This window comes from Cupriavidus laharis, assembly GCF_914271435.1.
In the GTDB taxonomy this organism is placed as follows: domain Bacteria; phylum Pseudomonadota; class Gammaproteobacteria; order Burkholderiales; family Burkholderiaceae; genus Cupriavidus; species Cupriavidus laharis.
In genome coordinates this window covers 379,011-403,482 of the sequence record NZ_CAJZAI010000001.1, presented here as the reverse complement: position 1 = coordinate 403,482, position 24,472 = coordinate 379,011, and the positions used below count along the sequence as shown (strand labels likewise).

The following is a 24,472-nucleotide window of genomic DNA, read 5'->3' as shown; positions in this document are numbered from 1 at the left end:
ACAGGTTCCTGTGCCTTTCCCGGGGAGGCGCGTTTGGCAGCTAGTACAAGGGCAGTCCGTACAGGTCAGGCGCAGCGCCTTTGAGCTGGGGTAGGTGCCTGACAAGCTTCTTTGGCTCGATTACCGTGGCAAAAGCTTCTAGCTCCAGCCCAAGCGACTTGCCGCCGCTGGAAAGCTGAATGCCCATGCCGTTGAGCGCCCACAACGCGTCAAAGTACAAATCTACGGGCGACTCTAGCCCACTCTCGCCAGTTTCCAGTACCCGATTTGCGACGTTTAGCCAGTCTCGCACTGACCGCTCATGCTCGGACCGTAGGGTACGAATCATGTAGTCAAGTATCAGCTTCCGAGCCGCGTCTTTTTGCGCCGTAGAGGGCGCTGTAGCCGCGGCAACGCGGACCAATTCAGTATTGGCGCTCGCAGCGCCATCGACCTCTTTGAATTCACTGCCCCGTTCGGCCGCATGGGAAACTTTGCGTCGACGAGGCGTCGAGACCTTGGTCTTGGTTGGAGGATTTTCAGCGGTACTTACCTGGGCAAGCTCCGGCGCGGACGCCTCTTCTCGGATGACCCGTTCGTTGGTGACAAGTCGGAGATAGGGCCTTCGTTGTTGTACGTTATTTGTCATATCACTCAAATAATAGACATAGCCGACACAAAAAAATGGCCTACGATATGTCGTTTTACGGCAACTTTTCCGCAAAGTTGATATAAGCCTGACCGAAAGCATCCATCACTCGAGCTCGTTCGCTGCGGACGACAGCATGACACCGAGTAGAGCGGTTTCCGCCGCTTCCTGCTGCTCCGATGTTTCAGCCGCATTCAATGCCGACTCCGCGGCTTGGATTTCGTCCGTCGTCGGCAAAATGCGCACCAGGTCGAGCCAAGCCGGATTCGTCATTGCTTCTTCTTTCGTTGATAACCCCCCTTTGCCACTTCGACGGCTTGCAACTCGCTATGGCGGGCTATGGGGTCGTAGAACTGGGGCATATTGCGCTTCGGCTTCTAATGGAAAAGAAGCGCATCCGCCAAGGTTGTCCTGGCCGGAGCGTGCGTTCCACGATTGCGCTGGAGTTGGCAACGTACCGGCCTACGCTCGACTGGTGGATACCAATCTCAGATGCGTCCTGACACTGGGCTTGAATGTCGTCGAGGGTTTCATGATTCGTGGAAGCCCCCGCGTGTACGGAACCACGCCTTCCACCTCCTTCAGCAGGGAAATCAGGTGCGCCAGTTCGGGGAATGTTGCCGCGAATGCTCTCTCATCTTTCAGCACAATCCCTTCTGGGATAGTTGTGCCAGGCGACCTCATATCCAGAAGGACTGGGACCACGTCCAGGCCGGACTCCCAAAGGAGGCGCACATCTTCCAGGATGTATTCCGCCCTGGGTGGCAACGGTTCATCATCGTAAGGAACGTAGAGGTGACAAGCCTGCTCGACGGTCAAATCGGGCGTGAGCTTTGCCTGCAGTACGGCAAGCAATGGGGTGCCGGACCAGCTTATCGGCGTGGGCGGAACGGGCCTCTTTTCGATGCGCGGGTAGCCAGGAGTGTACGGCACTACGCCACCGCTTTCTTCGAGTAGGTTTGCGAGATGCTTGAGCTCTGGCCGGATTTTCCTGAACCAGCGCTTATCTGTCAGTACGATTGCCGCGGGCAACGCGCCAATGGCTTGCCGAACTCCCAGTCCGTAGTCGCGCAGCAGGCCACGCTCTCGGCGCTGCTCGCGTGTCAGCTCGGCGTCTGGCGTATCGAGATGGCATACCTGTTCGATGGTCTGTTTTGACATCCACGAGACCTCAATGTCGAGTACGGCCCGCAGGGGGTAATCCTCTGCGGAAGCACTTGCGGCTTTGGCCCGACGGCGGGCGGGGGCATGCGGCTTGACGGCTGCGCTCGCTTGAGCGGCGTCAAGCATCGGGGCGCTGATGACAAGCCGTAAGAGCGGCCTGTGCTGCAAGGGACTATCGGTCATGGCGGTGTTGGTGGATGTAGTAGTTCGATTCGTCTCAGGGTCCGGGATGTAGGGCCCCGTCCACATGGAGATATAGCGGCGACAAGTCGCGAAAAAGCATTGCGGGGCGTCGCTCCCGATGTGCTGCCAATCACTCGTCTTTCAGCAGCGTCTTGACAGCGTAGGTAATGACGGCAGCGCGGCTCATGCCCATACGAATCGCGTAGGTGTCGAGCTCGTCGAGCACAGTCGGGTCGATGGACACGGTAATGATGTGTTTCTTGCCCACTTTGCGAATCGGCCTGCCGCCTCCCTGGGCGACCACCGGCGCGGCACTGCATGCTCCGGCGTCTGGGGCGCCGCCGATGAAGGTTTCGACAGAAACAGGCTTTGTACGGGGAATCACGGCCACGAGAGGCTCCTTCTTGTCTGGTATCAGTTGAAAATGGCGGTAAGCAACGCCTGCATTTCAGCGGTAGCTTTGTGGTCTCGAGCGCCCGTCAACTCCAGGACGCTCTGGCCGGCACCGCCCGCGTCGGCGAAGACCTTTCGACGACCGAGAGAGACTGGCATGAGTTGCAGCCCTGCGGGTACGGCCTGGCTCGCGACATCGTTGTCGTTGCCGCGAGCGTCCGCCATGGACAGCAACGCGTAGGCGTCTACCTCCTTAATCGCGCGAGCTTCTGCCAGGAGCGTGCTCATGTCATCGAGGGACCAGACATCGAACGACCGCGGCAGGAAGGGGGCGATGACTTTGTCCGCCAGCAGTAAGGCCGCGCGCAAAGCGGTGTTATCGCGGCCACCTGCATCAATCACGATGTCGTCGTAGTGCAAGACCGCTCGAAGCACTTGCTGGCGTAGTGCCTGTCCATCGACGTATTGCGCAACAGCGATGGCTGGCTCGTGCTCACCGCGATTTGCCAGTGCGGTCAGCAGGCTCCCTTGGCGGTCACCATCTACCGCAAGCACGTTGCGGCCGTGCAGCGCGCGGCCAATGGCCAGGTTTAGCGCAATCGTCGTCTTGCCGACGCCACCTTTCGTATTCAGGACAGCAACGATGGTCATGCACCTTCTCTCAGCAATGATTGATGTGAATGGCTTGAATCTGTACGCGCCCTTTCCGGAAAGATTGGTGAGCGCGTGTTCTACGTGTGTATAGCGCGAGCAACCATGCATGAAGCATGGGGGTGCCCGCTCTTGAGCGATTTCTTGGGTGGCTGCGAGAATCAGGCGGCAAGCTTGTCGAAGCCTGGACGCCCGCTCAGGTCCTGGGCGTTGAAGTGTTCGAGAGCAAGCGCGCGCACCTTGCACGCGAGCTTTCGCGTGAAGCTGCGAACCGTCGCCAGGCTACGCACACCGAGTAGGTCGCGCACCTGGATGAGCTGCGGCAGAGCCTGGCGTTCATGCAGCAGGTCTGCGCCACAGATGTCGATGATGGCTGCTTCTGCCGGGGTTAGTTCGCCGGACAACTCGCTGAGGAATGCGGCAACCGCCAGGTCTTCGGTCTGGGTATCGGCGTTGGAGAGGCTGTCGACCGCTGCGGCGGAATATGCATGCCCCACGCCGTTCATTAGCATTTCGGCAGACATTTCGCATTCCTGCTGATGTCGCCAGCCGGGCCGCCGGGTGCCGTAGATTGAACTCGCAACGGTGCGTACGACTTGATTGCCCAACCAGCTGGAGATTCTGCTTTTGTTGGCGTCGTAAGAGCCTGCCCACCGAATGGCAAGCGAGAACATTTCGCACAGGGCGTCAGGTAGCTCGTGTGGCGCGATGCCGGAGCCGCGGAGCTTGTGCTCGTAGAACCTGCGGTTGTTCCTGAACTCGGCTTCAATGCGAGCAACATTGGCCTCGGTGCGAGCCTCCGTAATCCCGACGGTGTTCGCGTGCGACGGTAGTACGGGGCTTGTTTCGGGGGAGGTGTGCGGCGCGGGACGCGCTGCCTTGCGGCGAGCCGTGTGAGCGCTGGGCGTGTATTCCGGGTGGAACCGGGTGTGGCGTGCTGGGGTGGTGGCAATGATTTGCTGCATGTCGATTCTCCATAGGGTAGGGCACACGCAGCTCCGCAAGCTTGCGTGATATGCCAAAGGTCCCTATGGCGGACAGGTGGGGCCCGTCTGCGCTCGACCATGCGCTGTTGCCTTACGGCAAACATTGCATCAAGGGCACTATTTTTATACGCAAAGATTGCATATATCAACCCGCCATCTGGGGGGTACGAGTCTTCCTGGTCCCTGGCTGGTTTTTCCGCGCTCGCCGCCTCCAGCGCAGCAGAATCCGCAGCGCTTTTCCTATACGAGAGCGTACGCCCGCGGGGCGGTCACTCTGAAAGGAAAGAACGATGGCAAACGAAGACACGCAGCGCGCCCAGGACGAACGGCTCATGAAGGAGTTGAATGAGGCGAGTTACGCGCTCTACAAATCGCGGCCGACCGCCAGCATTGCTGTGGCTGTCGGGACTGCAGTGGCGTGGGTGGATGTGTATCGAGTCAAGCCGTGCAGCCCTGAAGTGCTGCAGGATGTGTTGCAGAAGCTGGATGGCATCGAACGAAGCTTCGCCGTTGAGCTGGCACTACCGGTCGTAGGTTGGCGGGCGACGTTGGAACATTGGTGGCATCGCCGACGATTGAAGCTGCTGGCTCAGCGCGTTGAAGAGCTGCTGCAAATGGTCACGGGTGAGCAGGCGGTGCTCATCACGTATCGCGATATGCCGACGTTGGCCGTGCAAGTGGTGAAGGTGAAATTGGCTGCAATCGCGTTGATTGCTGTAGGGGAATACTGACTTTCCAAAAACTCGAAGGGCTCCTATCTCTCGTGGAGCCCTTTTTCATCAGCCGCCGGGTCAGAAGCCGTTGTTGCTGTCCAAGGCGGTGTAGCCATACGGGTTGCCGTGAATGTCTACGGCACCGACCATGGGCAATCCGTTGATGTTCGTCGATGGCGTTGATGAAATCAGCCAATCCCCTTCGCCGGTAGCCGTGCCGAAGTCATACCCACAATCCACGGCCTCGACTACCGGTGGCATTGGCTCGTAATTGGCTGAGGGCTGCCTGTCGACGAGCCTGGACGTTGGCGCCCGAATGCCGGCGGCCCAGCCTCCGCCAGCACCAGTCGAACGCGTGCCGGTATTGCGATGGTCGATTAACGGGTTGCTCATGAGGCCGGCCAATGCTGCATCGAGTTTGGCCTGGCGGTTGGCCAGGTGGTGCCGACGGTCTGTGAGCTGCCTACGCAAGACCTGGTCGGACACGAGTTCAAGCGTCTCGACCTGCAGCAGATAGCGCTGCGCCTTCGACACGAAGAGGTACTGAATCAACATGTCGCGGTACTGCGAATACACCTCCACGCGGGCAATGTTGGCCGCGCTCTGGGCGGTAACTGAGGGCATTGGGGCTCCTGATTAGTGTGAGTCATTGGGAATGCCGGCATCAGGCCGAGCGAGATTCACCTCTTCTCATCGGCGTATAGCGGCATCCTGGCGGATTCGACAGGCGTTGCCGATTCACGGGGCCAGCAGCAACCTTGCTGCAAAGTATGTAGAACGCTTGCGCAGTAGTTGCATCATGCAGTGCAATACAAATTGCGTTGCGATAGAGTTGGTGAGGGCGGTATATCAAGGAACAAGAATGCTTCATCCCGACCTGTCTCAGCAGCTTCTCGCTAGTCTTCGTATCGGCATCCAGGAACGGCGGCTCGCGCCCATGTGCCGGCTCTACCGCCGGTGGCTCAACAGCGCGCAGCCAGGTGATGTGGAGACGCTGATTTCCCGATGCCCCGGCGAGCTTCGCAACAACCTCTTGGTACTGCTTCATGACCTGTTGATGCACTTCCCGCGGGCGGTTTTCGGGGTTCCATGCCTGGTCCAGCACAGTTGGTCGGACCCACTTGAAGGTGACCTGTTTGCCGAAGGCATCATCGCTTTGCCGGTGGCCACCAGCGAAACTGCCGAGCCGGTTCCGGGGCTCGAATTTATCGGGTGGGCGAAGCCCGGCTCGAATTTCACATCGACTGGCCGGCAGCCTGTGCTCGATGCGGTTTCAGTGATGCCGGGCGGAGTAATTGGAGTTATCGCGCTCTTCAAGGCAAGCGATGAAGGCCTTGTGTATGACGAGAACGCGAGCTTGACGGATGGCGAGCAATGGCTCAGCTTACCTGACCTCTGGTGGGCGCGATTGATGGCTCAGGTACCGGGCAATCTGCTGCTGCAGACTCACCGTCTGATGCCTTACCCCGAAGCGGTCGAGGCTGCGCGCATCATGTGCGATGCTGCGGGCGTGGAACAGTTCGGCATCGGCCGACCCAACTTCGTGCGACAGCTCGAAATCGAGCAAGTTATAGACAAAGCTCGGCACTTCAACCATCTGCAAGCCCAAACCTGAACACCTGGCGCAGGCAAAAAAGAGGGCCCCACGTAGGGGCCCAACAGTACCACCGAGAGGAAAATCGGTCAGTGCAGGACTAGCGCGACTGGGACGTGTTCGCCGGCATGCCCAGGCGAGCGACTCGCCCGCGGGCACTGGGCCGGAGTTTGCTGCTCAAACTGTTCGTCATAGTCGCCGAGGTAGTCTTCGATAGTTGCCTCGAACTCTATTTCCTCGTCCCGGGACGTTTCAATGCAAGGGCTGCAGGGTTTCTGGCTCATGACTTGTTCCTTCACGTCGACTGATTCGCACAATGCGCCTAACAATGTATAGCGCTGGCTGATGATAAATATCAGTAAAGCAGGATGGCCCACAGTGATGTACCGGTGAGACGTCGGAGAGCCGTGACACCCTGCATGACTATTCTCTAACGTCGGAGAGCCCGGACACCCTACCCAATTCTGAGCCCTTCGCCACTCCTGCGTAACGCACCCAATCGGACAAGCCAGACCGCATTGCGTCCCCGAACCCTCTCCCCTGCAAGCACCTCCCGCGGCTCGCGGGCGCTGCGCCACGCCCGCTGCCATGGCTTCCCGCAGGTGTGCCGGCCTAGTGTGCGCCCCGGAGTATGACCGGGAGAAGGAGCGCTTCGCAGGCAGTGCCCCGGCCATCCCGGTTCGGGCCCTTCGCGGGAGCATGCCTATCTGCTGGCGCAGCGCCACATGGGTTTGCGGCCGGAGGTTTCGCGATGCGCCTAGGAGTGTGCGGGATTACCTCCCCTTCGGGGGTATGGAGCCGCGCCGGAGAGCAGCCTTCGAATGCCATGCTGGGCAAGGCTGGTGTCGCGTGGGCCGGGCTCAGGCCAGGCATGACCGACTCGGGTAGAGCGGTGCAGGTATGGCGACCAACAGCGTTGCTTGTGGGAGGCGCGCGCAGTGCTTTGATGGTGGCCGCCGGGCGGGCTGGCGCTGCCTGCTGGAAGCTCGCGCGGAGCCCCTAAGGCGGACATGTTCACTGCCGGCTAGCGGTAGCTCGTCCCTGGCTGCCGGCGCCGCAGACGCAACCCCGAAGGGCTGGGGGATGGATAGCGTCGCGCGCGCTGGAGCCGCTGGTGGAGCGCCCAGAGCTGTTGCCGGTCAGCACTTCGCAAGCGGACATGTCCAGGCTATGCCGGTACGGCAGCATGCACACCGGCGTGGCGCAAAGGAAGGCGGCTCGCGAGTCGGCTGGCGAGAATCCGAAATGTCATCTCGGAAGTCACCTGGAGAGACGCCGGTATGGAAGCTGAGCCGGCGAGCGCACCGCAGGCTGCAGGCTGGCGCTGAGCTGCAGCCTACACAGGAGCATCGCGTTGCGACCCCATGGCAGCCTGGTGCAGCGCTCTCAAGTGGCATCTGGCGCTGGTCTCGCTTCGCATTCGTGGGGCGCCTGGGATGGCGCTCAGGCAGCAGCACGCGCAGAGCCACGGCGGCGCTCACTTGAGCAACACTCCCGCCTTGCGTCGAGCAGCTTGGTAGGTGACTTGCCTGTTGTGCAGCGCCGTGCCAGCAAGGGGGCTTCGGCAATCCCGGCTCGGGAGCCACCCTGAACGGGGAGGCTGACGTCCCGGAATCTCGTACCACACACTATTGTGAGAGGTGTGGCGCCGCATAAATGAATCGAGCTGGGGGCGGATACCCCCGCCGCTTCGCTAACTTCGCCGCGTGGCGGCTGGTGGAGTTCAGCAATGAGTCGGTAACCATTCGGTAGGCTAAAGGCGGAATTGTGGTCAACTACACAGTGACTCAGCAATCAACTCTGGCGGCATCACCTCCCAATAGTTGTGCAGCGAGAACAACTGAGAGAATTTTTCGAGATGGGGCCAACGTGCGAGCACTTCTAGGCCATGCGGGTCCGTAAGCCGTGCTCTACATCCGCCTAGAGGATGCAACGCGTGACTGCGAGCAATTGCTTCATAGCGCTCTATGACAGCTTTCTCATCCTCAAGGACTTTGGACTGCTCTTCGACTGGGGTACTTAACGTCACCGCAAGCAACCCCATGTGACGTTTTTCGAGTTCGACCAACAGCTCGCCTACAGTATCTGGGTCGCCCTTGTCCGTGCCAGCTATAGGGGAGTGCCAGATTATTCGAATCAGTGCTGGAGCGTATTTGACGACCAACTCTTTCTCTGCTGATGTGATTTTTATGGCGCCCCGGGTTCTACGTCCAGGCCTGCGGCCCTTGTGGGGAATTACTTCTGGCGGCGGCGCATATATCTGAGCGTCAAAGAGAGTTCTGCCCACCTTTACAGTGCCCAACCAATCTGGGTCAAGGGTTCCCAGTGACGCCCTCCCAGAATACCCAAGAAAATGGCGTGGCTTTGTTGTGGCAGTATAGGTATTGGCGCTCTTCGTGGAAAAACCAGTACCGCCGACGAGCGTGAATGGATTTTTTGGTTTCATGGAAATTATTGCAGCCTGTTCTGCTGAATTTTCAATTGTGCTGCAGCATAACGGTGTGTAGCAACTTGCTGTCTTTGTAGCGGATGACCGCCACGTCGTAGGCCTAAATCCAAATTGTGTCCACGACACATGTCAGTTTTGGGTGAAGTTCCCTCCGGCGCCCGATTCGGGTCTGACATAGTTTCTGCTTGGCGCAAAAAGTCCTTTTGCCGGCACGGCAATCCTCTGTGCCATACGTTTGGTAGCTCGTTTTCCTGGCCTGCCGCCCCGGAATCTCGCACCACACAATTGCGAGAGGTGTGGCGCCGCATAAACGAATCGGGCCGGGGGCGGCTACCCCCGCCGCTTCACGAACTTCGCCGCATGGCGGCGTCACCAGAACGTCAGGCCTAGGCCAAGTGCTTTTTCAATGAGCGACCCATCGGAATCGACCAGGCTGTCATCGTCTGTTTGCCGAAAATGACGTAGCAGCGAGCCGAAATCAACCACAGGCTGCGTTCCCGGACGATGTATTGTTATTCCCATGGAGCCTTGGTTGCCAAAAGTGCAATGGGCCTCCGCCTCTCCTGGTTTGGGGCGCGTATAGACGGCGTCAACCTCTGCTACCGTCTTCGGCGGATTGCTCTCTGCAAAGCGGAACCAATGTTCATACTGCTCCCGCAGCGTCTCTGACGATGAGTCCACCGGCGTATCCATGACGATGCGCTTAACTTCTTCCCAGCGCTTCGCTTCTGCCGCAGTCAGCCCTACCGTACTCGACGGCCGAGCCCCCTTCGCGCGGCCGGTGCCAACGGCCATTAAATGTTCGATTGCAGAGCGCCCCCGGGCAGACGCAGACCACGTAGCACCTCTCAGTTCCACTAGGTCCCCCAGTGCTGATAAGTAGTCTTGCATCCGCGTTTCATCGAAACCCGTAGCACTGGCCAGGTCGCCGATTGTCTGGCCAGGATACGCAAGCAGATACGTCATCACAGCCTGCACTCCAGCATCTGTCTTCAAACTTGATTCATCAAACACCTGTAGCATTGTCTCTGCATAGGCGCTAAGCGTCATACACGCACCGACTGCCATAAGCTAACCCTCTTATCTCTTATAAGTAAAACTCATAGGCTAGCTTACCAAAGTTGGCCTAACTGCGCTTACTCGCGCGCGGACATCTGTACTTTGCACTTTGGGCTCCCTCGTAGCATTGCCCTTCGGCAAGCTCATCCTCCACGCGGAATTGTGAGAGGTGTGGTGCGGGGAAAATGAATCGTGCTGGGAGCGATAGCCCCCTTTTGCTTCGCGACAACCGCCGCGTGGCGGCGATGGTCCATCGGTAATGTTGCTACGACGATTCGGCAATCTATGCGCAGGGCTTGCGGCGAATCCGTCTAATGGGCTAATCCGTTGACACCCCCTCATCCACAGGTTCAGGCTACGCGAGAACCGCGGCACAGGCTTCACGGGATATTCGTAATACATAGAGAGCATGCGCGCGCCACCATCAATCTGCATGAGCACCAACGGCTAGTCGCCGCGCCATTCACACTGCCGAAGCCGGTCGGGCCCGGGCGGAGCATGTAAATGGCGGAGAGGAGCAGGGCAAGGTCGCCCTGTGGGGCCTGGGAAGACTTTAGAGAAACTCAGCTCGATGAGGTACCTGAATGCGCGAAGAAGTTGATTCTCTGGCGCTCATTTGGAGAGCGCATCGCGAAGTCTCTGTACGTCCGGCCGCCCTCTGAAGAGGCTACGGTGATGTTCGCTCTCGACAGGTACTGTGCTGACGCCGGCGGGTAGTGAGGCTTCAAGGGTTTGCCGTTGCGCTATGTCCATCTCCTCACCAAGCGCCACAAACGCAAGGGCTTCTGGCTCGATGACGTCCAAAACCATTACTTCAGACTGAATAAAGGTGGGTTGATTCGGTGCCAAGTTCCAGGGAATCCGAACAGCCTTCTCACCAATGAACATGCTGTCGAATGCGCTCACTGATGCCAGATTACGAAAGTTTCTCTCCCCAAGTCCGATGCCCATTCCCTTCGCCGCATTCTCTTGCAGGAACAAGGTAGGTTTCCTGATAACTGCCTCGGCGTGGAAACCAAGCACTGCCCAGCCTGAGCTCTCCCATTTGCGTTTGGAATCGAACATCGAGCTGTTTGGCGTCGTCACACTGAGGCAACTCGCCTCATATAGGCCGTCCCGACGTTGGAAATCCGTTCCCTGAATGGGGATGGGCAGGCTTTTTGCCTTCGGATGTAGCCAAGGAATCAGCCCATGCTCCAGGATTGAGGGCAGATTGGAAGCGCGGGTGAAATGTACGAAATGCTCAATGTTCCGAGCCTTAACACGGGCCAACAGCTCATCCAAGTTTCCCTGACGGACCTCCTGAACAACGGCGCAGAGCTTCTCTACTACTTCCGCCCGTGTTTGCGGCCGGGTCACCGCGGCAGTCGGCTCGGGATTATCCATCGCGTGTACTCCTGCTGTCCCCAGGCTGTGAATCTGACCGTTTAATTTGGACGGTCTCAGAAGCTCGCCCGGATGTCAACTTCGGCCGGCTATACGGGGCAGGAAGCCGTACCGCTCCCAGAAACGCGGCGGCAACAGCTAAGTGCAAGCGGCGCACCGACGCCCAACTGCTTACGCTGATTCGGCCTATCTACGCCAAGCTCAAAGGCGCCTCTGGCCCCCTTCGCATGGCCGAGGACTCGCGCACGTGAGCTCCCGGCAGCAAGACGCACGTGCGGCGTCTGATGAGCCTGAACGGCGTCGACGCGGGCGGCCTTCCTAAAGTCTCAAACGCTCATCCGTAGCAGCGACGGACTTTCACTTTCAATTGCCTCACTTCCTAGCCCTTTGCCTGTCAGGGAGCACCCTTCGCACAGTATTGTGAGAGGTATTGCTGCCGCAACTGAAAATTGCTCTCGCCGCATACGCCGCCCCGCTCCGCGACATCGACGCATAGCGGCAAGGATTCTGCAGCCCTGCCGCAAACAATACGGATACATTGTCTCAAGTCGTCTCAATCCGCCATCGCGCATCCCGCCCATCCTGGTAGAACCCGATGTCCAGCTTGGTCGCCATGGCAGTCTTCCATCGCCCGGACGGAAAGGAGAAGCGCTTCGCAGGCAACGACCCGGCTATCCCAGTTCGGGACTCTTCGCGGGGGCATGTCAATCTGCTGCGCAGCGCCACCTGGGTTTGCGGCTGGCGGTTTGGCAACGCGCCTGGGAGTGTGCGGGATTGCCCTCCCCTGCGGGGATGTAGAGCTGCGCCGGGATGGAGCCTTCGAATGCCATGCCGGAAAAACTGGTCTAGCGCTGGCCAGGCGCCAGACCAGGCATGACCGGCTCGCCTAGAGCGATGACCGATGGCGCTGCCTCATTGGAAGCTGGGCGGTGCGCTTTGGTGCGTGTTGCAGTGCTTGCAGGCACTGCTTGTGGGAAGGCTCGCGCGGCGCCACTTACGCGGACATATGCGCTGCCGACGAGCGGCATCTCGTCACTGGTTGCCGGCGGCGTCAGCCGACCACACGGACGGCTGGTACTGAACACGTCGAAGCTTCCATTGTGCATGCTTGCAATGCAGACCGAAGACGCTTCGCCGGAGCGCAATGGCCAGGATAGGCCGGCACCGCGGTATGCTGGCGCGGAAGCTTGGTGGGATGCTGGTTTGGAATTGTGGTACATGCTCGGCAAGCCGAAGGCGATGTTTCAGCAGCCGCCATGCTCCAGCGGGAGGCGGCTACGCGAGAGTATTGCGAGACGCGAAGCGGTGCCCCTCTCAAGGTTTTCGCAATGGCGTCTGGGCCCGCGTAGGCGGGCCTCCTAGAGTCCATCGCTGCACCGGCAAGAAGGTCTCGGCAATCCCGGCTTCGCTGCCATCCTGGAGGGAAGCACGGACGTGTGGCTGTCTACTCACTCAGATGGCACTGAGCATACGTTGACAGACCGGCGGCCCGCGCCCACGGCAGACTTTCAGTTGCCTCGCATCCCGGCCGTTGGCCTGTCAGTGAGCGCCCTTCACACGGAATTGTGCGAGGTGTTGTGCAGGCTACGAACCGCTATCGTCGCTTACACCACTGCCCCGCTTCGCAACATCCACGCGTAGCGACAATGACTCTGTAGCCCTGCTGCAAACTATGCGGATACCCTACAGCAAGCTTGCCATGAACTGCAAGCTGAAGGCAACGCCGCAATGGCGACATCGAACAGCAGCGCCCTTACGAGGAGCAAGTAAAGGCAGGTAGGAAAGCGGGTGCTATCCTGCAGGAAGACTCGCTCCTGCAGTCAATCACACAAACAGGGACAGGTGGGACCGGTTATGGTAAGGGCCTACCCTTCATAGCTAGCGTCCGAGGTACTCAGCAGAACCACAGACCCAGCCCAGGTGCAGCGTGACCTTACCAACCCTCTTCGCGCGATGCACGCGATTCAACTCGGCTTCGATGCCAAATAACGCAGCGAACGCTTGGTAGTCTTCAAACCAGTCATGCGTTTGACTAAATGAGTGTACGAGCATGAGTGCGTGGGCGGCATTAAAGCGCTCCGCCTCGAGAATGGCCGAAGCAGTCCTGTGCAGCAGTTGATACCGTATTGTCGACGGCATTTCACTCAAGCCGAGTGTCTTGCCGAGAAATTGAAGCCGGACATGTTTTCCAGGCGTTTCCCGCTCCAGCCACTCCGCCACCGTGCGGTCAAACGGTTCGGCTACTTTTCCCTCTACTGCGATAGAAACCAGTTCGCCATCCCGCTTGCCTAACACCCAGACGTCGTTCTGCGACTTGGTACTGCCTCCAGGAAGGGCGACTTGATGCTCGGGGATGCCAAGCAACATTGACGTTCCGCGGAGAGCTTCGCTAGTGTTCAAGACCTCGGAAACCTCTGGCGGAAACCCTTCGGCCTCTTGCCAGCAGTGGGCAAGACTTCGAGCCGAATACCCAGTTCGCCAATGCTTTACGGGTTCGGCAAGAAATTGAGCCCAGTCATCGGCACCATTGGCCGGGATATAGATTCTCTTCATTGGTTGACCGTTTTACGGAATTTACCGCTATCACCCAATAGCGAACCCCAGGTTCTGGGCGAGCATTAGAGCAACATGCTTGCAGCATGCGCCGCCAGTTCTGCAAGGTAAGTTGGGCACTCACCCTGGCAAACTGGCCGATTCGTGTACGCGCGCCACATAACCTGCCCCAAGAGCCTGCACTACCGACGGCGGCGTAATCAGTCTGACGTCTGACGTCATGAGCCAACCCGCATCGGCTGCTGCGTAGCCCGCCGGCGTCCACTTGAGAAGGAAGCTTCCGCTCCACAGGTGAGGCGTCCCTCCCCATAACACCAACACCCCAGATGGCAGGGTCCGGACTTCCCGCATGCGCGTATGGTCTTCTTCGGCCCTCGTCCGCTCTGCGTGCATCGCGAAATCAATATCGGCAATGGTCGTATTGTTCGGCCGCTTGTTGCCAAGCACCCAGGCGCGCTTGAAATTGTTGTAATCGTCCCTTCGGCACTCACCACAGGGCCGATGTCCAGCAGCGAGTGCAGTTGCCTCATCCAAGAAGAAGAGCTCCGTATAACGGCCTGGCTGCATCAGGGGCTTACGGTTGCGCCCCTTATAGGACAGTAGGCACGTTACCCAAGCCTTCCGCTGCCACGGCCGAACGATAATGCCATTTGCGTCGTGGAGTGCACCTCGATTGCCCAACCATCCTGCGGATGGGCAGATGGACTGAATCTCACCTGTCGGTAAGACACCGTTTGGCAGTGACATATGCCTCCTAGAACATTTTATATATGTTCCGCAAATTCAAAATTCTCGACTCCGAGAAAAAGCTCCTAACGAACATTTTTACGTGGTGGCATCGGGAGCAGGCTATCAGAGATAGGCGGTAACTCTATTTCACTCATATCCGAGTATAGCAGCCGCACCTCCAGTGGCAGGGTTAGGCTTTCCGAATCCCTATTACTTTTATCCCCGCAGTGTCTGCCGATAAGGCCCCGAACTTTCTGCTGAAGCAATGGGTCGGTTGGGAACCGTGATTCTTGTCGCAATACGTATTTTAGAAATTCAATTTTAGGTTGGGTATCGGCGCCCTCCCGCTGATTTCTTAACCCTATGCGACCAGTTGGGACTACGCAAGGCCAGATGAAGCCTTTTTCGAGACACCGTGACGGTACTTATGGCGCAGCGCGTATTCAAGAAAATCAAGCGCAGGGTTGTTCACGAGGTCATGCACGAGCCGGTCAGTAGCAATGATGCGCGCATCGTTCGTTCCGTCAAACACGACGGCTTCAGTCGGGATGTTCATGAAGGTCACAATATCCTCAAGCGGCGTTCCCGTACCAGTGCGAATCGCCTCGACGGCAGCAAGAACCTTAACCACCGAGCCATAGTTGACCCCCGACAGCAAGGCGATAACGTCTGCTGCGGTTGCGTCAGAGCCCGGCATGGGGCGCCCCTGCGGGATGCGTTTTCGCTTGAACATGGCAGTCTCCCATCTCCGTGAAATTAGATTTCCCAACCCTTGAAAGAAACCCAGCATTTCATAAAGAATCGCAGTGCGATTCAGGTGTTGGATGGTTAATACCCTTTTACCCCTTCTTTACACGACACGCCACGACTCTTACAGCGGACGCTCTCTTCGCAGTGAAATACGGGGATTTCTCACAATCTCATGAATCATGTCGTCAGTCGCGGCAATACGCGCTTCATGATGGCCGTCGAACTCCACAGGTTCCATTGACGCATTCTTGAATCTGACCACTTCTTCCGGCTGCTTATTCAAATGAATGCACATCGCTTCGATTGCAGCAATTATTTTTATTACACTTCCAAAATTAACACCGGAAAGCAGGGCAATCACATCAACCGCAACCACGTCTGTGCCATCCATGGGACGGCCATTTGGAATGCGCTTCTGACGCCACATAATTTCCCCGCAGGATGAACTATGAGACTACAAGGTAGCCGAGCCGCAGCGTGCAGCGAATCCACCTAATGGCCTAATCCACTGGTACCCTGCCGTGGGCTCGGCACCTGCAAATGGAGTTGGAATTCGCAAAAAAAGGGGTGACGGCGTTCTTCGCAAAAAAACTCAATGTGAAATGCCCTTGGAATGACGAGCAGTGCCGGCATTTTTCCGTTGTCGGCGCTGCGCGAACTCCTTTGCGTCAGCGTCAAAAGCTATCGCTCCTGGAAACTGGGGCGGCGCTAGCGGGCTACCTGAGTCTCAACCGTTCATCCGCAGCAGCGGCGGACTTTCATTTCCGGCTGCCTCACTTCCTGGCCTTTGTCCTGTCAGTGAGCACCTTCGCACAGAACGGTGAGAGGTGTGGTGCAACTCTCGCCGCATACACCACCGCCCCGCTTCGCGACATCGACGCGTAGCGGCAAGGATTCTGCACCCCTGCCGCAAACTATACGGATACATTATCTCAAGTCGTCGTCAATCCGCCATCGCCTTCAGCAGCGCATCCCGCCCATCCTGGTCGATGTCCAGTTTGGTCGCCATGGCAGTCTTCCATCGCCCGGACGGAAAGGAGAAGCGCTTCGCAGGCAACGACCCGGCTATCCCGGTTCGGGCCCTTCGCGGGAGCATGTCAATCTGCTGGCGCAGCGCCACATGGGTTTGTGGCTGGCGGTTTCGCGACGAGCCTGGGAGTGTGCGGGATTGCCCTCCCCTGCGGGGATGTGGAGCTGCGCCGGCGAGGCACCTTCGAATGCCATGCCGGAAAAACTGGTCTAGCGCTGGCAAGGCGCCAGACCAGGCATGACCGGCTCGCCTAGAGCGATGACCGATGGCGCTGCCTCATTGGAAGCTGGGCGGCGCGCTTTGGTGCGTGTTGCAGGGCTTGCTGGCACCGCTGACTTACGCGGACATGTGCGCTGCCGTCGAGCGGCAGTTCGTCCCTGATTGCCGGCGGCGTCAAACCTTCACTTTCGGTTGCTTCTCTGCATGACCTCTGGCTGTCAGTGAGCGCACACGGAATAGTGGGAGGTGTCGTGCAGGGCTACGAACTGTCGTCGTCGCTTATACCTCCGCCCCGCTTCGCGACATCAACGCGTAGCGGCAAGGATTCTGTAGCCCTGCTACAAATTATGTGGAGACCTTACGCGAAGATTGACCGCACCGTAAGCTGAAGGCAACGACGCAGTGGCGCGAGACATTGAACAGCGCTCTTGCGAGGAACAAGTGGAGGCGAGAGGGAATGGTGGCTTTGCTGCCGGCATTAATCGACGCGACAAAGACGCTGCAACAGCAAATGAACGGTGGCTCGCTGCATATCCCGCAGATTTGCCCCTGGACCGTTGTGTAGAACTACCGCATTGTTGAACAACACAAAGAAGAATGACATTTTCTCGTTGTGGCCGTCGGCACCCACTACCGCTGCCGTGACGGACCAGATATGAGAGGAGTAATGAACGGCGGCCCCGGAAGGGGCCTGCCTCCCGTGTTCGAATGGCTAAACTGGGACCTCGACAGTCCAACGGATACCCCGGATAATCATTCACATCATTTCGGTGGATGCCTACTTAGGACGGAGCGAAAGACTGAAAATGATTGAAATTCTCAATAATTCGGCCTCAGAGTTCTGCGCTTGGCTTCAGAAACATCTCCCAAACCTCGGCCCTGCCTGGTGGGATGAAAACGTCGTACAGCGCCTAACGTTTCAGCAACAACGTTCCGTCCAAGCTCAACGAATCACAAATCTCCAAGGTTTGGACTTAGCCGCGCTCCTTCGTGTCCTTGACCAGAACTGGCATGAATTGGCAGCGTACATACACCTGCCGAAGGAGGCGCGAACCTGGCTTAAAGAACTCCAAGCCGTGCGCAATCGGTGGGCCCATACACCTAGCGGCGGTCTTCCTCCGCAGGATGCATTTCGCGATGCGGACACGCTCAGTCGTGTGCTACAAGTAATTGGAGCCTCCGACGAAGTGTTCAGCGCCGTAGAGCGTTACAAGCAACTGGCGCTAGTCCGAATTGCCCCCTCTCCGCAGCAACCAACTTCAAGCAAGCCGTCGCCAGCAGCTGACGCAACGCCGAAATTTGCCGCTGGACAGCTCGTTCGCCTGAGGTCCAATGCAGCAGCAATCTTCCCAATTCTTGAGGTCTTGAGCTCAGCTGCTGGGGAGACGCGCTATCGTGTCTTTGAAAACGGGGTGCGTAACGTTTACTACGAGAGTCAACTGAAAGCTTTTGAGGAAAGCAGTCCAGAAAGGAAGGTCCTCGAGAAAACCGAACTCAGCGCGCTGCTGACCGCGATTCAACTCGCCTCGCCCTCGGCCTCAGCCCTGTACTCCTTTAACTCTGGCCGCATCGAGTTTGTACCGTACCAGTATCGACCGGTATTCAAGCTCATTCGCGCTGACCAGCCGCGGCTACTTGTGGCCGATGAGGTCGGCGTTGGCAAGACAATCGAAGCTGGCCTCATCCTCAAGGAGCTCCAGGCCAGAAGCGACGTTAAGTCGGTACTCATCATCTGCCCTAAACCGCTCGTCGCCGAACGAAAATGGGAGCTCGAGATGAAGCGTTTCGATGAACACTTCAGCCCCCTGGATGGGCGCCTGCTGCGACACTGCATCAACGAGACGCATTTGGACGGAGAGTGGCCTTTGCAGCACTCAAAAGCCATCCTGCCCTTCTCATTGGTTGACGCGGACCTCCTGTTCGGTAGACAGGGACGAGGGCGGGCCAGAGACATTGGGCTACTGGAACTTGGCCCACCGCCACGATTTGACCTTGTCATCGTTGACGAGGCCCACCACATCCGAAATACGGAGACTTTGCTTCACCAGGCAGTGCGCTACTTCTGCGACCACGCCGAAGCCGTGGTGTTTCTATCAGCTACCCCCGTGCAGCTTGGCCGAGAGGACCTCTTCACACTCCTCAATACACTGCGGCCTGACCTCATCATTGACCAGGCGAGCTTCAATCAGATGGCAGAGCCCAACCGCCCGATTAATGAAGCCATCAGAGTCTGCAGACGAGGCAAGGAGGGCTGGGCGGATGAGGTTCGAGGCTCCCTGCAGGAAGTCGCAGAAACGGATTGGGGCAGGAACGTCCTATCGATAAATCCGGGCTTCCAGCATATTTACGATGCGTTGGGAGCAGACGCCGGGGATGGGATTTCCCGTATCAAGACTATACAGGCGTTGGAAGACCTCTACACGTTCAGTTCACTCATCAATCGCACCCGCCGTCGGGATATTGGCGATTTCACTATCAGAAAACCAGAAACCGTTACCACCGAGTTTACTGATGGGCAGAAGAAACTACACGACGACTTGCTGGATGTGATTCAACGCATCCTACTCCGGCTCCACGGAAACGTGAACGTGCGCTTCATGATGACGACCATTAGCCGTCAGGCGGCGAGCAGCCTTTACGGCCTTGCGCCGCTGCTTGAGGACATGCTCAACGGGAAGCTTGACCGGCTAGAAGCGCTGGAGCTCTCGGATGCCGATGACCAAAATATTGACTTCGACTTCTTGGACGCGGTCAGTGAGGATATTCGGTCGCTCATTACGCGCGTAAAGACACTGGATGAGCCCGACCCCAAGGCAGAGGCGTTCGTCAAACTAGTCAAGGACAAGCAGTCTCTGCCGAATAACAAGGTGCTGGCCTTTAGCACCTTCCGGCACACGCTTGACTACCTTGTAAAGAAGTTGGATGCGGCGGGCGTGCGGTATGGTCTCGTTCACGGCGGTGTGCCAGACGAGGAGCGGGCGGAGCTGCGGCGGCGATTCCGCCTTTCCCAGGACTTGGAGGAGGCCATCGACATACTGTTGTCGTCCGAGGTCGGCTGCGAAGGCCTGGACTTCCAGTTCTGTGACTGCCTCATCAATTATGACCTGCCATGGAATCCCATGCGCATCGAGCAACGCATCGGTCGTATCGACCGTTATGGTCAGCAAAGCCCGACGGTTGCCATTTTCAACTTGGTAACGCCAGGAACTATCGATGCGGACATCTATAACCGTTGCCTCATGCGAATCGGGGTTTTCCAGCATGCGATAGGAAGCAGCGAGGAAATCCTTGGCGAAATAACAAAGGAGATTCACAGCATCTCTGAGAGCTTCAAGCTCACGGACGATGAAAGGGCAGAGCGCCTGCAGCAGCTCGCCGACAACAAGATTCGTCAGATTCAGGAAGAGCAGCAGCTCGAGGAGAAGCAAGGTGAGCTCTTCGGCCTCAATCTACCGGCTACGAGTTGGGCGGACAAACTTAACCAGGCCCGAAGCTACTGGCTCGAACCTGAAGCATTGGCAAGGGCGGCATCGACGTATCTAACTCGGCGGCTTGGTAAGGAGCAAGAATACCTGTTGGGGGACAAGGCTTTGAAGACCCTGCGCATTAACCAGGATGGCCGAAATCACCTACTCGAAGACTTCCGGAAGTTACCGAAATCAAATGATATTTCATTCCGCAATTGGGAGCGGTGGCTCAAGGGGAATGTTCCGACCCTCACTGTCACGTTCGACCAGGGCTGCGCTGTTGAAAGCCCGTCAGCGGTCCTCCTGTCCCTGGGACATCCCTTGTTGCGGCAGGCGGCTCAGTTCCTGCAAGAACCGGAGACCGTCTATACCGCTTTGATGGTTGAGGACCCGGAAATTCCACCTGGCGATTACCCGTTCGCTGTCTACCGCTGGCTCAGGCAGGGAATGAAGCAAGATGAGGAGCTTGTCGCGGTAGCCACAGAGGCTAAGGTGTCAGAGAACCTGTTTGACCTTCTCAAGACTCTCTCGCCGGGGAGCCAAAACAGCTTGCCAGAGCAGGAGGTTTTCGATGACCTCGATGCGCTTCATCACCGTCGCTGGCTTGAAGCAATTGCGGAGCACGCTGAAGCCAACCGACAGCTCGTGGGCGCTCGGGTTCAAAGCCTGACCGCTAGTCACCAAGCTCGTAGGACACTACTTGAAGGCCAACTGCGAAAAGCCAGCAACGAGAAGATTCGCATCATGAAGCGGGCGGAGCTTGACCGAGCGGAAGCGGATTTCGCCAGACGAATTGTGAAGCTCCAACAGGCGACCGAGCACGCTGATATTCGCGCCACACCTGCCATCTTCGGTGTCCTGGAAGTGCGGAGGCCAAAATGAGCGACCTTGCACAGCTGCGGCGAATGCGCGAAAACTGGGTCCAGGCAAATCGGGAAAACAAATTTGAGGAGGGCATCCTTAATCTTCTCACTGAACTTTACCCCGACAACGCCCATTTCATCTATGAGCTCCTACAGAATGCGGAGGACGCCCAAGCTAGCAAGGTGACGTTTCTACTGGACAAAGACTCCTTCGTTTGTCGTCACAACGGCAAGCGGAAGTTCACAGAGCAAAACGTCGAAGCCATTACAAGTATTGGAAAGAGTACCAAACGGGACGACGTCAATCAAATTGGCAAGTTCGGCGTTGGCTTCAAGGCTGTCTTCAGTTACACCACATGTCCTCGCGTTTATTCTGGAGATTTTGCTTTCGAAATTCGCGATTTGGTGTGTCCGGTGGAAATCGCACCAATGCCGGCACTTGGCGACGACACCGTGTTCGAGTTCCCATTCGACAAACCGGGCAAGCCTGCGAACACAGCGTTTGATGAAGTGAGGCAGGGTCTCGACGAGCTATCGGAAACGACGCTACTTTTTCTCTCCAATATTGAACAAATTTGCTGGGAGATTATTGGTGGGGAGACGGCTGTCATCACGCGCTTTGCCCCCTCTCCGCTGCATTACGAGATTGAGTACCTTCGAAATGGACGGGAGCGTAGGACTCTCGAGTGGCTAAAACTGTCGGACCAGGTCGAAGGTTTGCCACACCACCACGTATCGCTGGCGTTTGCCATGGAGCCGCTTGAAAAGACATCGAGCGGCAGCGCAAACATGGACCGCCTGAGTGACCGCTACAAAATAGTCCGAACTAACGGTCAAGTCTCAATCTACTTTCCCGCCGAAAAGGAGACATCCAAACTTCGCTTCCACATCCACGCGCCGTTTGCTTCAACAGTCGCCCGGGACAGCATTCGGACCCGCAGGGAAAACGAGCCCCTGATGGCTCAACTGGCGAAGCTATTGCGCCGTTCCCTGCACGTCATCCGAGACGAGGGGCTGCTCACGACTGAATACCTAGAGGTTCTGCCTCTTCCGGATGACGAACTGTCAGTCTTCTACAAGCCGCTCTTGGATGCTGTGCTTGACGAGATGCGAGCCCACCCGCTGACGCCCACGAACCACAAGAGGCACGCTCCGGCTTGCAGGCTAGTCCAGGGCAGTAGCGCTTTGAAGGAGTTACTGAACCAAGACGACCTCAACTTTATGCTCGGCACGGCAGGCGATAGCAGTGTGGTGTGGGCAGCGAATGCGCTGAGGAACTCTCGGGCGGAACGACTACTGCGCGCATTGCAGATTCGGGAGTTGGAGAACGAGAAGTTCGCGAACCTCATAGCCGTGAAGGCTTCTCCCAAGCTAACCTTTACGAAAAACCCAACGACCGGGAATCTTGAGAAATCACTCAATGGCCAGTTCGGCGTGTCTGCCGACTCTATCAGAGCGACCCTCTGGGGGTGGTTCGACGCACATGACGACTCATGGATGCAGCAACTTTACTGCGCACTCTATGAGTTCACGAGCCAGAAATACCCGCATTTGCGTTCGTGGAGCGACGTACCGATAGTTAAGGTCAGCGACGGGCGCTACCTTTCAGCTACCAAGACTTACTTTCCTGCCGACGGCGTCGAGGAGGACGAAGTCTTCCCCCGAGTGCGAGTGTCCGTCTTCTCTTCGGGAAAGAGCGATTCTCAGAAGGCAGCAGCGAAGTCCTTCTTGACGGGCATTGGGGTTCAGGAAGTTGGCCCACGGGAAGACGTCGAGCGGATACTGCGGACACGTTATTCGCGTGAGAGCACGTTCCCCTCCTTTGAGACACATCTCAAAGATATGGAGTTATTCCTGAAGTATTGGGAGGAGGAGCCGTACAAAGCCGACCTCTTCTCGAATTTCCTAATATTTTCATCAGAGGATGAGAAGTTCTGGTGCCCTCCTGTCGGAGTCTACCTTGATGAACCGTACCTGGAGACTGGGCTTCTTCACATTTATGGCTCGTCGGCAATTGGGAAGGACCGTATCATATTTGGGCTGTCTCGTAGGTACCATGAATACGCAAAGCTAGCCAAACGACTCGTTGCCTTTGCCAAGGCTGTCGGTGTTGTACATCGGCTTGTAATCCAACAGGTCACGACGGCCCTGCACCCTCACAGCGGTGAGCTCCGCGTTGACTGGTTGAAAAGGGGGGCTCAGAAGCGGGACACCGGCCGAGACGAGGACTTCATGATTGAGGGGCTTGAGAAATGGCTGGCTACACCTAGTGCCGGGGTTTCGAAGGCGATATGGATGACGATGCGCGGAGCGGACAAGGATGTCCTCGAGGCGCGATTTCAGGCAAATCGCAGCCAGCCGCTTCGTAGGCAGCCCTCGAGCCTGGTATTGAAGCTTCGCGAGCTGTCATGGGTGCCCTTGAAGGATGGGACCATGGCGACACCCGCCAAGACTACCGAAAGAACGCTGGCACAGGGATTCCCAGTCGACAACACGAATGGTTGGCTGACAGCAGTCGGCTTTGGTGACGAGGAACGCCGCGAGAACGAGAGCTATCGTCAGAAAGAAAATGAGGTCATCAGCGATGGATTCGCGAACCTTGAGGAGTATGAAACAGTCACCGAAATACTTCGACAGATACCCGAGTCAGAGCGCAAACAAGTCTTGGAGGAGCTGAGAGCACGATGCTCCAATCAGCGTCCCGACGAGCAGACTTTCCCCGAACGCCCAGTCAGGAATGCTGAACTCCGTACGTCCCGCGTGAAGCAGCGGGCAGAGGAGACGCCAGAGAAGGAGACGACACGGGCGACACGAGGTGTTCAGGTCGGGTATCAGGATGTCAAGGCGCAGGCAAGAGATTACTTACAAGAGCAATATACGAATGAATTCGGGGTAATGTTCTGCCAAATATGCAAGAAAGAGCTGCCGTTCAAGGTTGAAAATGGCGAGTACTACTTTGAAGCCATTGAGGTCATAGAAGACCTGCCAAAGCGCTTCCGCGAGGGCTACCTCTCACTGTGCCCGAACCATGCCGCGATGTATAGATTCGCTAATGGGGACAAAGACCGGGGCCGCTCGATGGTCGAAGTGGCTGTGGGAAGAGAAATGGAGTTGACCTTGGCCGGGAATCAACAGGCCATCTTGTTCACTGAGACGCATTTGGCCGACCTGAAAGCATCACTTCAGTCACTTGCGGATGCTGGTAGCGGAATCAAAGAACCATCTGGTCCATAAGGACTCGAGCGGCATTTCGGCATTGGAAATTGCCACAACCATAACTCCCGCTTGCGGTGGCGCACAAGTAGCTGTCATAGACCATCTTCGGAGCCTCTAGTATTTATTGTGGTGAGCTATGGATACACCGCTTGCAACTGGCACCGTCGTAAAAGTACTTTTCGCGCGTACGCCACAGACCAAATTCCTCGTTGGTGAGACGGTTGTAATCGTCGGCTTTCGTGAGCGCAGCGGGCAGTACGCTGTTTGGTTTGGCAGCCAGGCGTATGGGCCATTCCGGCGTGAGGACTTCGAAGTGCTTTAGCACGCCATCAGCGCCCGAGAAGCCCACTGCAACCCTGCTACAGACTATGCGGAAATCCTACGGCAAGTATATTCTGTGGAAACCTTACGGGAAATTGACCAGCACTGTAAGCTAAAG

At 57.4% G+C, this 24,472-nt stretch carries 18 protein-coding genes and 1 pseudogene; 6 read left to right on the top strand and 13 right to left on the bottom strand.

Going from position 1 to position 24,472, the window contains the following annotated elements; genetic code table 11:
* Positions 1-40 precede the first annotated feature (40 nt).
* From LDO29_RS01805 to LDO29_RS01780, 6 genes are all read right to left on the bottom strand, one after another.
* Positions 41-628, bottom strand: a complete 588-nt coding sequence (locus tag LDO29_RS01805; RefSeq protein ID WP_224078083.1) for a hypothetical protein — start codon at positions 626-628, stop codon at positions 41-43.
* 105 nt (positions 629-733) lie between these two features.
* Complete coding sequence (locus tag LDO29_RS01800) at positions 734-901, bottom strand: hypothetical protein (protein ID WP_224078082.1); 168 nt, start codon at positions 899-901, stop codon at positions 734-736.
* A 189-nt stretch (positions 902-1,090) separates the two neighbouring features.
* Positions 1,091-1,975, bottom strand: coding sequence for a hypothetical protein (locus tag LDO29_RS01795; RefSeq protein WP_224078081.1), 885 nt, complete (start codon positions 1,973-1,975; stop codon positions 1,091-1,093).
* A gap of 130 nt (positions 1,976-2,105) precedes the next feature.
* A complete protein-coding gene (locus LDO29_RS01790; protein WP_224078080.1) occupies positions 2,106-2,366 on the bottom strand; it encodes a CopG family transcriptional regulator in 261 nt (86 codons plus the stop codon).
* A gap of 23 nt (positions 2,367-2,389) precedes the next feature.
* Positions 2,390-3,019, bottom strand: coding sequence for an AAA family ATPase (locus LDO29_RS01785; protein ID WP_224078079.1), 630 nt, complete (start codon positions 3,017-3,019; stop codon positions 2,390-2,392).
* Positions 3,020-3,180: 161 nt separating this feature from the next.
* On the bottom strand, positions 3,181-3,984 hold the full coding sequence (locus LDO29_RS01780) for a hypothetical protein (RefSeq protein ID WP_224078078.1): 804 nt from the start codon (positions 3,982-3,984) through the stop codon (positions 3,181-3,183).
* 311 nt (positions 3,985-4,295) lie between these two features.
* On the opposite strand from LDO29_RS01780, the gene LDO29_RS01775 reads away from it, so the two are divergent.
* A complete protein-coding gene (locus tag LDO29_RS01775; protein WP_224078077.1) occupies positions 4,296-4,736 on the top strand; it encodes a hypothetical protein in 441 nt (146 codons plus the stop codon).
* Between the two features lie 60 nt (positions 4,737-4,796).
* On the opposite strand, the gene LDO29_RS01770 is transcribed toward LDO29_RS01775, so the two are convergent.
* Entirely contained in the window at positions 4,797-5,342 is a 546-nt protein-coding gene (locus tag LDO29_RS01770) for a hypothetical protein (protein ID WP_224078076.1), read from the bottom strand.
* Positions 5,343-5,580: 238 nt separating this feature from the next.
* Here LDO29_RS01770 and LDO29_RS01765 point away from each other — a divergent pair, with 238 nt between their 5' ends.
* The gene (locus LDO29_RS01765) at positions 5,581-6,333 is read left to right on the top strand and encodes a hypothetical protein (RefSeq protein WP_224078075.1); all 753 of its coding nucleotides are present in this window, start codon (positions 5,581-5,583) and stop codon (positions 6,331-6,333) included.
* Between the two features lie 1,750 nt (positions 6,334-8,083).
* On the opposite strand, the gene LDO29_RS01760 is transcribed toward LDO29_RS01765, so the two are convergent.
* The 3 genes from LDO29_RS01760 to LDO29_RS01750 form a co-directional block, all read right to left on the bottom strand.
* A complete protein-coding gene (locus LDO29_RS01760) occupies positions 8,084-8,758 on the bottom strand; it encodes a hypothetical protein (protein ID WP_224078074.1) in 675 nt (224 codons plus the stop codon).
* 372 nt (positions 8,759-9,130) lie between these two features.
* A complete protein-coding gene (locus tag LDO29_RS01755) occupies positions 9,131-9,811 on the bottom strand; it encodes a hypothetical protein (protein WP_224078073.1) in 681 nt (226 codons plus the stop codon).
* Positions 9,812-10,432: 621 nt separating this feature from the next.
* Entirely contained in the window at positions 10,433-11,206 is a 774-nt protein-coding gene (locus LDO29_RS01750) for a DarT ssDNA thymidine ADP-ribosyltransferase family protein (protein ID WP_224078072.1), read from the bottom strand.
* 109 nt (positions 11,207-11,315) lie between these two features.
* On the opposite strand from LDO29_RS01750, the pseudogene LDO29_RS28300 reads away from it, so the two are divergent.
* Positions 11,316-11,454 (top strand): annotated as a pseudogene (locus tag LDO29_RS28300) (IS3 family transposase); the annotation flags it as partial.
* A 1,630-nt stretch (positions 11,455-13,084) separates the two neighbouring features.
* Here the strand turns inward: LDO29_RS28300 and LDO29_RS01745 are convergent.
* The 3 genes from LDO29_RS01745 to LDO29_RS01735 all read right to left on the bottom strand — a co-directional run bounded on the left by LDO29_RS01745 (position 13,085) and on the right by LDO29_RS01735 (position 15,665).
* The gene (locus tag LDO29_RS01745; RefSeq protein WP_224078071.1) at positions 13,085-13,759 is read right to left on the bottom strand and encodes a DUF6946 family protein; all 675 of its coding nucleotides are present in this window, start codon (positions 13,757-13,759) and stop codon (positions 13,085-13,087) included.
* 1,108 nt (positions 13,760-14,867) lie between these two features.
* On the bottom strand, positions 14,868-15,221 hold the full coding sequence (locus LDO29_RS01740) for a hypothetical protein (protein ID WP_224078070.1): 354 nt from the start codon (positions 15,219-15,221) through the stop codon (positions 14,868-14,870).
* 138 nt (positions 15,222-15,359) lie between these two features.
* Positions 15,360-15,665, bottom strand: coding sequence for a hypothetical protein (locus LDO29_RS01735; protein ID WP_224078069.1), 306 nt, complete (start codon positions 15,663-15,665; stop codon positions 15,360-15,362).
* 113 nt (positions 15,666-15,778) lie between these two features.
* Here LDO29_RS01735 and LDO29_RS01730 point away from each other — a divergent pair, with 113 nt between their 5' ends.
* The 3 genes from LDO29_RS01730 to LDO29_RS01720 all read left to right on the top strand — a co-directional run bounded on the left by LDO29_RS01730 (position 15,779) and on the right by LDO29_RS01720 (position 24,051).
* Positions 15,779-16,123, top strand: coding sequence for a hypothetical protein (locus tag LDO29_RS01730; protein ID WP_224078068.1), 345 nt, complete (start codon positions 15,779-15,781; stop codon positions 16,121-16,123).
* Positions 16,124-17,293: 1,170 nt separating this feature from the next.
* Entirely contained in the window at positions 17,294-20,836 is a 3,543-nt protein-coding gene (locus LDO29_RS01725; protein WP_224078067.1) for a DEAD/DEAH box helicase, read from the top strand.
* The gene (locus LDO29_RS01720; protein ID WP_224078066.1) at positions 20,833-24,051 is read left to right on the top strand and encodes a sacsin N-terminal ATP-binding-like domain-containing protein; all 3,219 of its coding nucleotides are present in this window, start codon (positions 20,833-20,835) and stop codon (positions 24,049-24,051) included. The genes LDO29_RS01725 and LDO29_RS01720 overlap by 4 nt, the downstream gene beginning before the upstream one ends.
* Positions 24,052-24,472 lie beyond the last annotated feature (421 nt).

Bases quoted from the DNA above. Each gene is read 5' to 3' on its own strand.
- LDO29_RS01755 (WP_224078073.1), bottom strand. From the start codon at position 9,811: ATGACGCTTAGCGCCTATGCAGAGACAATGCTACAGGTGTTTGATGAA.
- LDO29_RS01745 (WP_224078071.1), bottom strand. From the start codon at position 13,759: ATGAAGAGAATCTATATCCCGGCCAATGGTGCCGATGACTGGGCTCAA.
- LDO29_RS01780 (WP_224078078.1), bottom strand. From the start codon at position 3,984: ATGCAGCAAATCATTGCCACCACCCCAGCACGCCACACCCGGTTCCAC.
- LDO29_RS01740 (WP_224078070.1), bottom strand. From the start codon at position 15,221: ATGTTCAAGCGAAAACGCATCCCGCAGGGGCGCCCCATGCCGGGCTCT.
- LDO29_RS01760 (WP_224078074.1), bottom strand. From the start codon at position 8,758: ATGAAACCAAAAAATCCATTCACGCTCGTCGGCGGTACTGGTTTTTCC.
- LDO29_RS01725 (WP_224078067.1), top strand. From the start codon at position 17,294: ATGATTGAAATTCTCAATAATTCGGCCTCAGAGTTCTGCGCTTGGCTT.
- LDO29_RS01800 (WP_224078082.1), bottom strand. From the start codon at position 901: ATGACGAATCCGGCTTGGCTCGACCTGGTGCGCATTTTGCCGACGACG.
- LDO29_RS01765 (WP_224078075.1), top strand. From the start codon at position 5,581: ATGCTTCATCCCGACCTGTCTCAGCAGCTTCTCGCTAGTCTTCGTATC.
- LDO29_RS01770 (WP_224078076.1), bottom strand. From the start codon at position 5,342: ATGCCCTCAGTTACCGCCCAGAGCGCGGCCAACATTGCCCGCGTGGAG.
- LDO29_RS01805 (WP_224078083.1), bottom strand. From the start codon at position 628: ATGACAAATAACGTACAACAACGAAGGCCCTATCTCCGACTTGTCACC.
- LDO29_RS01730 (WP_224078068.1), top strand. From the start codon at position 15,779: ATGGAGTTGGAATTCGCAAAAAAAGGGGTGACGGCGTTCTTCGCAAAA.
- LDO29_RS01750 (WP_224078072.1), bottom strand. From the start codon at position 11,206: ATGGATAATCCCGAGCCGACTGCCGCGGTGACCCGGCCGCAAACACGG.
- LDO29_RS01735 (WP_224078069.1), bottom strand. From the start codon at position 15,665: ATGTGGCGTCAGAAGCGCATTCCAAATGGCCGTCCCATGGATGGCACA.
- LDO29_RS01720 (WP_224078066.1), top strand. From the start codon at position 20,833: ATGAGCGACCTTGCACAGCTGCGGCGAATGCGCGAAAACTGGGTCCAG.
- LDO29_RS01785 (WP_224078079.1), bottom strand. From the start codon at position 3,019: ATGACCATCGTTGCTGTCCTGAATACGAAAGGTGGCGTCGGCAAGACG.
- LDO29_RS01795 (WP_224078081.1), bottom strand. From the start codon at position 1,975: ATGACCGATAGTCCCTTGCAGCACAGGCCGCTCTTACGGCTTGTCATC.
- LDO29_RS01775 (WP_224078077.1), top strand. From the start codon at position 4,296: ATGGCAAACGAAGACACGCAGCGCGCCCAGGACGAACGGCTCATGAAG.